Origin of the sequence: Ornithinimicrobium sp. (assembly GCF_030537745.1) — a bacterium.
In the GTDB taxonomy this organism is placed as follows: Bacteria; Actinomycetota; Actinomycetes; order Actinomycetales; family Dermatophilaceae; genus Ornithinicoccus.
Genome location: NZ_JAUNVI010000025.1, coordinates 35,105 through 42,117, shown reverse-complemented (window position 1 = coordinate 42,117; position 7,013 = coordinate 35,105). Strand labels below are relative to the sequence as shown.

At 70.1% G+C, this 7,013-nt stretch carries 6 protein-coding genes; 1 reads left to right on the top strand and 5 read right to left on the bottom strand.

Annotated elements, in window-relative coordinates:
- The 3 genes from Q4P07_RS07410 to Q4P07_RS07400 all read right to left on the bottom strand — a co-directional run.
- Nucleotides 1-640 (bottom strand): DUF2332 family protein (locus tag Q4P07_RS07410; protein ID WP_303374268.1); only part of this gene is annotated, 640 nt, incomplete at its 3' end.
- A 129-nt stretch (nucleotides 641-769) separates the two neighbouring features.
- Entirely contained in the window at nucleotides 770-1,453 is a 684-nt protein-coding gene (locus Q4P07_RS07405; protein ID WP_303374267.1) for a response regulator transcription factor, read from the bottom strand.
- Nucleotides 1,450-3,147: a sensor histidine kinase gene (locus Q4P07_RS07400; protein ID WP_303374266.1), complete on the bottom strand. Its 1,698-nt coding sequence runs from the start codon at nucleotides 3,145-3,147 to the stop codon at nucleotides 1,450-1,452. The genes Q4P07_RS07405 and Q4P07_RS07400 overlap by 4 nt, the downstream gene beginning before the upstream one ends.
- A 172-nt stretch (nucleotides 3,148-3,319) precedes the next feature.
- Between Q4P07_RS07400 and Q4P07_RS07395 the strand changes: the two genes are divergently transcribed.
- On the top strand, nucleotides 3,320-3,943 hold the full coding sequence (locus Q4P07_RS07395) for a hypothetical protein (RefSeq protein WP_303374265.1): 624 nt from the start codon (nucleotides 3,320-3,322) through the stop codon (nucleotides 3,941-3,943).
- 42 nt (nucleotides 3,944-3,985) lie between these two features.
- On the opposite strand, the gene Q4P07_RS07390 is transcribed toward Q4P07_RS07395, so the two are convergent.
- Nucleotides 3,986-5,872, bottom strand: a complete 1,887-nt coding sequence (locus Q4P07_RS07390; RefSeq protein WP_303374264.1) for a chorismate-binding protein — start codon at nucleotides 5,870-5,872, stop codon at nucleotides 3,986-3,988.
- 72 nt (nucleotides 5,873-5,944) lie between these two features.
- Complete coding sequence (gene nagB, locus Q4P07_RS07385; protein ID WP_303374263.1) at nucleotides 5,945-6,730, bottom strand: glucosamine-6-phosphate deaminase; 786 nt, start codon at nucleotides 6,728-6,730, stop codon at nucleotides 5,945-5,947.
- Nucleotides 6,731-7,013 lie beyond the last annotated feature (283 nt).

Below are 7,013 nucleotides of genomic sequence, written 5' to 3'. Positions count from 1 at the left end.
GCTCCTCTCGCTCGGGCTGGCCGGGCCAGATCAGCGAGCGGAGCCAGCGGGCGTCTTTAGGAGAGCGCGGATCCAGCGGCAACAGATCGATACCGGCCCGCCAGACGACGTCGATCGCAGCCCCTGCCACCTTCGCCAGATCAGGTGGCGGGACTTCGCAATCGACTCTGGCCCCGGTTACGTCGGCCCCTACCACTACCTCAGCGAGACCGCTGCGGTAGCGGTAACCGTAGCGATCGGGGAACAGACACAACCCGGCGGACATGCCCACCTCGAGCAGGGCCAGCGGTTGGGGAAGGGCGGCCAGAAACGGCCGCAGCACCGCGCAGCGGCCCGCCTCGTTGGTCTGGGTGGCGTGGGTGCGCACGACCTCGGCGAGCTCAGACCAGCGCTCCCGCATCCACGCGAGGAAGTCGGGGCCCGGTGCGATGGGGCCGTCGAGGTAGCGGACGGCGCCGAGGAACAGGTTGGGTTGCCGCTTCTGCGGCGGTAGTTCATCGAGAAGTTCCAGCGCCGCCGCGGTGTCGGCGATCCAGGAGCACAGCGCGCCCCACGCGGGGCAGGTGGGTTGAGCCTCGGCGGCGAACCACCGGTAGGACTCGGCGGTCTCCCCAGCCGCATAAAACTCCACAGTCCGCACGGGCACGATTGTGCCAAATCGCGGCGGTCCTCCCACCCTTCCCCGCGGTGGCTGCCGTGGCGCTGCTCGGGGTGGCGGCTGTCTGGAAGGCTCAGCCGGCGCAGTCTGGTCAGGTGAGGGCGAGGCGGATCAAGCCGTGCCGGGTGAGCCTCCGCGCTGAAGCGGTGCCGTGCCGGCGAACCCCGACTGGTGCGCCAGCACGACGGCTTGCACGCGATCGCGCAGCCCGAGCTTGCACAGGATGCGGGCAACGTGGGTCTTCACCGTCGTCTCGGCAAGATAAAGCTCGGCTGCGATCTCGGCGTTGGAGTGTCCCTTGGCCATAGAGAGCAGGACGTCGCGTTCGCGTGGGGTCAGTCCTTCCATCTGCGCTGGGATGGCGACCACCCCAGGTCGCTGCACGAAGCTCTCCACCAGGCGGTCGATGATGCTGGGCCCAAAGGTGGCATCGCCGGCGGCACAGGCCTTCACCGCGACGACGAGCTCGGCTGCCGGAGTCGTCTTGATGAGGAAGCCCGAGGCACCGGCCCGTAGCGCCCCGATGACGTACTCGTCGAGGTCGAACATTGTCAGCACCATGACCCGCGTCGAGGGGCACGCTGCCAAGACGTCAGCGGTGGCGGTGATTCCATCGCCACCTGGCATCTGGACATCCATGAGGACGACGTCCGGCTGGAGCCGCTGCGCCGCCTTCACCGCCGACGGCCCGTCCTCCACCTCGCCCACCACCTCAAGGTCGGCATCGCTCTCCAGGATCCCCGCGACACCGCTTCGGAGCAGTTCGTGGTCGTCCGCGAGAAGGACCCGGATCATCGGATGACCCTCTCCCTAGTCGGCGCCCTCATGATGGCTGGATCGAGAGGCAGCACTGCGACCAGTCTGAAACCTCTACCCTCGGCTCCTTCCCCAGCGCTAAAGGTGCCGCCGAGCCGATGCACGCGTTCGCCCAAACCCGTTAGCCCGTAGCCGCCGTGTCGCGCCCCTCGGGCCCCCGGCCCGTCATCGGTGACGATGACGCGCAGCTCACCGTCTCGCGCAACGACCGTGACGTGCACTGTGGCGCCGGATGCGTGCCGCATCGCGTTAGCGAGCCCTTCCTGCACCACCCGGTATGCCGTGAGCCCGGCTTCTGCACTCACGTCGCCGGGCTCTGCCCGCACCTCCGTCGTGACATCAAGGCCTCCCCGGCGCATCCGCTCGAGAAGGAGCGGCAGGTCGCCCAGGCCGCGAGCCGCGCTGTCCTCCGGCTCATTGCTGCTGTCAGCCAAGCCGTTCCCCAGGACATCCAGGTCCGACAGCGCCGCCGCCGCCGTGCAGCGGATGACGTCGAGCGCCTCCTGCGCCCGGCGAGAGTCCTTGTCCCACAGCAACTCCGCGGCACCCGCCTGAGTGACCATGACCCCGACACTGCCCGAGATAGAGTCGTGCAACTCTCGGGCTGCGGCCCGCCGTGACTCCGCGACCGCGCGTGCTGCTGCCCGGGACAGGCGCAGGTCGTGCTGGGCGGTCTCCTTCCTGGCCCGCGTCGCGGAGCGATCCCCCACCGCGAAGGCGGCGCCGGTGAGGCCAGCGACAGCGAGGATCACGACCGTGATCGGCGTGTTCTCGCGGCTGAAGAGCCACTGGGAGGTCAGCACCGCCGCCAGCATGGCCACCGGCCCCGCCACGGTCGTTCGGTCACGCACCGGACGCGCGATGGCGGCCCACAGCAACAGCGTCGGGGTGAGCACCATCCAGAGACCGGACACCAAGGGTTGGTCGAGGACCATGCCGACGATGGCGAAGAGCGCCACGAGCCCCGACCCCAGGCCGGGGTTGATCCGCCAGACGAGGACACCGGACGCCGCCAACGCCGTCACCAGCACCTGGACAACCCCGACACGGACCCCCGTTGGCCCGAGCGCGAGTGCGTCGACCACGACCGTGGCGACGGCCAACCCGGCGAGCACGATGTCTCCACGGGACGGCACGGGGCGCGGTGCTCGCAGGGCGTTGTCCTCTGTCGAGTCGACGGGCATCTGCGCTAAGGGCTCATCGGGCATCGCCCGCAGGAGTCCGAGCAGCCGACGCAGTTCACCTGTCGCAGCCCTCCCCTCGGCCTGGATCGCACTGAGCCGCCGCAGCTGCTCGCGCTCCTCCCCCGCTGTCGGCGACGCAATGCCGCTCGCGTGAGCTGTCGCGTCGGCGAGCGTCGCGATCCGTTGCACTGCGACGCGCACGATGGACTCGATGTCGAGCGCCATCCGTCGCCGTTCGTCCGCCACCGCCACCGCCACGGCCGCGGCCGTGGCACCGGCGGTGCCGCGCACTACCGAGGCACGAGCCCGTTCCCGGAGTGCTCGACGCCCTGACCGCACCGCGCTGAGCACACCGATGACCAACGGGAGGAACAGGATCGAGAGAAAGAGCGCCTCCAGCAGCCCCTGCCCAGACCCAAAAGCCAACGCGGACGCAGCTGCCACGGCACCGACCAGCGGCGGGACGTCGTTCCTGCGCAGCCTGAGCACTCTTCGACGATAGCCACATTCCGCTGCGGCGGCGTCCTCCTTTGTGACGACCCCGCCTCCTCCTTCGGCCCTGGCAGAACGGCACCCCGCGGCCGACGCGAGGAGCGACGCGGCACACCCACCCTGAAGGGAAGGCGCCTGGTCAGGCAGCCTTCCCGACAAAGGAGGACTCATGTCTCGCACCACCAAGGTCGCCCTCGTGCTGGCGGCACTCGTCTCCTTCATCGCGTTATACGACGCGGTGACCCATGGCCTCACCGGTCACTGGTCGGAGTTCTCCACTGAGCCCGGTGATCGCGTCGCGTGGGTCGCGCACCTCGGGTCGGTGATCCACGGAGCCGGCTATCGGAGCTTTGTGGCAGTGCTGTGGAAATACCGTGGGTCTATTGACGCGGGGAGGCGCTCCCGGAGTGTGCTCCGGACCATCATGGTGGCGGCGTATGCCGCGATCGTTCCCGTCGGAGTGGCCTCCACGATCGTCGGCACCGACGGCGCCGCAGGGGCCCTAGGCACCGCGCTCTTCCTGCCGATGCTGCTCGTGCCACCAGCCCTGGGCATCACCATGCTGGTCCAGGGGGACCGGCGCCCCGGCGCCTGGTTGATGGCCGGGTCGATTCCGGCGGTGGGTGCAGTGGCGCTGCTCGCGTGGTTGGCCCCGGACTGGGCTCACCCTGGCTATGTCGAGACGGTCGTCAATTTCGGGATCGCGCTGCTCGGGGTGGGTGCGGTCTCGAGCGCGGTCGCAGATCGCGAGGCCTTCATCGTGGTGTCCTCGCCTTCGCCCATCGCCGGGTGACGGGCGATGGGCACGGCCCCGCGCTCAACCGGGGCAGCCAGGTCAGGCGAGGGCGTGGCGGATCAGGCCGTGCAGGGTGACCAGCCCGTCCCGCGAGAGCACCGACTCGGCGTGCCCCTGGATGCTGGCAAGCCCCGGCCCGCGCATGGCCACGACCGCGCGGTCCGGCTCGTGGACCGCCAGCTCGAGCGAGCGGCCCGCCACGGACGCCTCGCCACGGGCAGGAGGGCGGGCCACGAAGGTGTTGTAGAACCCGATCCGCCGCACCTGTCCCCACAGGTCCACGGGCAGCTGCACCCCTTGGTTCGGTCGGTCCAGCTTGGCGATCTCCAGCCCCGCGAGGTCGGCCAGGATCTGGTGGGACAGGCAGACGGCGAGCACCGGTCGACCGGTCTCCAGCCGCGCCGAGAGGAGATCCCGCAGCCGGGTGATCCGCTCGTCGGAGCCGTCGCTGGGGTCTCCCGGTCCGGGGCCGTAGAGGACCAGGTCCCACCGATCCTCGATCACGTCAGCAGCGTGCACGTCCTCCCAGCGGCGCACCTGCGCGGTCATCCCGACGTGTCGCACCATGTGTGCCAGCATCTGGGTCCAGGTGTCCTGCGCGTCGATGACCAGCACCTGCCGGTCGGCCAGCAGCGGATCGGGTCGCGACTCCTGCGGCGAGAGCCAGAACGGCGAGAGCGAGTCGTTGCGTGCCGCCAGGTCTGCGCCGACCCCCGGCAGGGAGGCGAGGTCCACGGCATACCCGAGCTCTCGCCGGGGACGCAGACCGAGCGCGGCAAGCATCCCGCGCGCCTTCGCGGTTGTCTCGGCCACTTCCGAGCGCGGGTCGCTGTGCCGGACCAGCGTCGCGCCGGCACTGACCGTGATCGTGCCCGCCGCGTCCACGTGCGCGGTGCGGATCAGGATCGGTGCATCCAGCCGCTCGCCGCCCTGCTCGTCCAGCTCGAGCAGTGCCAGGACTCCGGAGTAGTAGCCGCGACCGGTCGGCTCGTGCCGCGCGATCACGGTGCAGGCGTTCTCCATCGGGGAGCCGGTCACCGTCGGGGCAAACATGGAGGCGCGGAGCACGTCGCGCGCGTCCGCGTTGCTGGACCCGTCCAGGAGATACTCCGTGTGCGTCAGGTGCGCCATCTGCTTGAGGTAGGGGCCGGTGATCCGGCCGCCGTCGGAGCAGATCTGCGCCATCATCTTCATCTCCTCATCGACCACCATGAAGAGCTCCTCGGTCTCCTTGGCGTCCTTGATGAAGGCACGAAACTCCCCCTCGACGTCGAGCTCGTCGCCCGGGTGGCGGAAGGTGCCGGAGATCGGGTTCATCCGCACGCGGCCCTGGTCGAGGCTGACGTGACGCTCCGGGGTGGCGCCGACCAGGGTATGGCCGGGCGTGTGCACCGCGAACGTCCAGTAGGCACCCCGCTCGTCGGTGAGCAGGGTGCGCAGCCAGGTCAGCGCGGCGACCGCCGGGCTGGTGCCGCTGCCTAGCTGGGCGACCACGTCACGCCGGATGACGAAGTTGGCGCCCTCACCGTTACCGATCTCCTCCTCGATGACCCGCTGCACGATGGCCGCGTAGTCGTCGTCGGAGACGCTGAACCGCTCCTGCCCCACCGCGACCGGCGCGGAGGGCAGCGCCGCGAGGAGATCGTCGAGTGGAAGGCGCTGGTATGAGGAAGCATCGGTCGGGCGGAGCACGCGCAGCGGGGTGCCGTCCTCGTGGGCATCGAAGCCACGCTCGATGATCTGCTGGAAGGGCACCAGCGCCAGGACCGGGGCACCGTCTTGCGGCCTGGGCAGGTCGGCGAGGAGAGCGACGTCCTCCACCTCGCCGACGAGCACGTCGGCCCGGTCCTGTCCCTCGCGCAAGAGGATCGCCCAGGACTGGCCGGCGGGATCAGCGAGGATCTGGTCGAGGGCGTCGGGGAGCATGATCGACAGTCTTCCACCCAGCCTGAGGGCCGGGGCGGACGTGCCTAGAGCCGGGGCAGGCTCACCGGTGCGTTAGAAGCGTTGCCAGGCCGGCTTGGACGCGTAGCACTCGCGGTAGTAGTCGGCGAGCTTGAGGTCGCTCGCCGCGGCCTCGTCGATGATGACGGTCACATGCCGATGCAGCTGCAGGGCGGTGGCCGGCCACAGCGCGCTGACTGGTCCTTCGATCAGCTCGCGGACTGCCTCGGCCTTGCCGACGCCCAGGGCCACGAGCACCAGGTGCCGCGCCTCCAGGATGGTCCCGATGCCCTGGGTCAGGCAGTGCTGCGGCACGGCGGTGAGGTCGCCGTCGAAGAAGCGGGCGTTGTCCCTGCGCGTCTGGCCGGTGAGGTTCTTGATCCGGGTCCGGGAGGCGAAGGAGGAGCCTGGCTCGTTGAACGCGATGTGGCCGTCGGTGCCGACCCCGAGCAGCTGGACGTCGATCCCTCCGGCCTGCGCGATCGCCTCTTCGTAGGCCTCGCACATCGTCGGGATGTCCTCGGCGAGCCCGTCCAGGCCGCAGACGTGTGCGCCGTCGATGTCGACATGGTCGGTGAACTCGCGGTCGATGACGGTCCGGTAGGCCTGGGGATGGCCTGGGCCCAGACCGACATACTCATCAAGCAGGAACGCCGTGCACCCGGCAAAGCTCAGGGAGCCAGCCTGCACGCGGGCCGCCAGCTCCCGATAGACCCCCAGCGGACTCGACCCGGTCGCGAGCCCGATCACCGAGGTCGGGGTGTCGATCACGTGCTGGGCGATAGCCTCGGCGCCCGCGACCGCCACCTGGTGCGCATCCTCAAGGATGACGACCTCCATCAGCTCTCCTTTGCTGCGGTCACCTGCGGCTGACCCGCGCAGGTGGCTGGGGCGGCGCCGACCGGCGCTGCTTCGGCACACCTTAGTGGGGCCGCAGGGAGCCAGCCCCGTGGACACCCCGCTGGTCGGGTTTCCGGGCCGGGACGACCACCGCCGAGCACGGTCCGGACGGAGAGGAGCCGCGCCCCCCCACGGGGGGCGGCGCCCCGGGGCCACCCCGCCCACGATTTCGTCACCGCCCCCCGAGAGGCAGATACGACCACCCCGGCGTATTTGGTCAGGA

Bases quoted from the DNA above. Each gene is read 5' to 3' on its own strand.
- Q4P07_RS07395 (WP_303374265.1), top strand. From the start codon at position 3,320: ATGTCTCGCACCACCAAGGTCGCCCTCGTGCTGGCGGCACTCGTCTCC.
- nagB (WP_303374263.1), bottom strand. From the start codon at position 6,730: ATGGAGGTCGTCATCCTTGAGGATGCGCACCAGGTGGCGGTCGCGGGC.
- Q4P07_RS07405 (WP_303374267.1), bottom strand. From the start codon at position 1,453: ATGATCCGGGTCCTTCTCGCGGACGACCACGAACTGCTCCGAAGCGGT.
- Q4P07_RS07390 (WP_303374264.1), bottom strand. From the start codon at position 5,872: ATGCTCCCCGACGCCCTCGACCAGATCCTCGCTGATCCCGCCGGCCAG.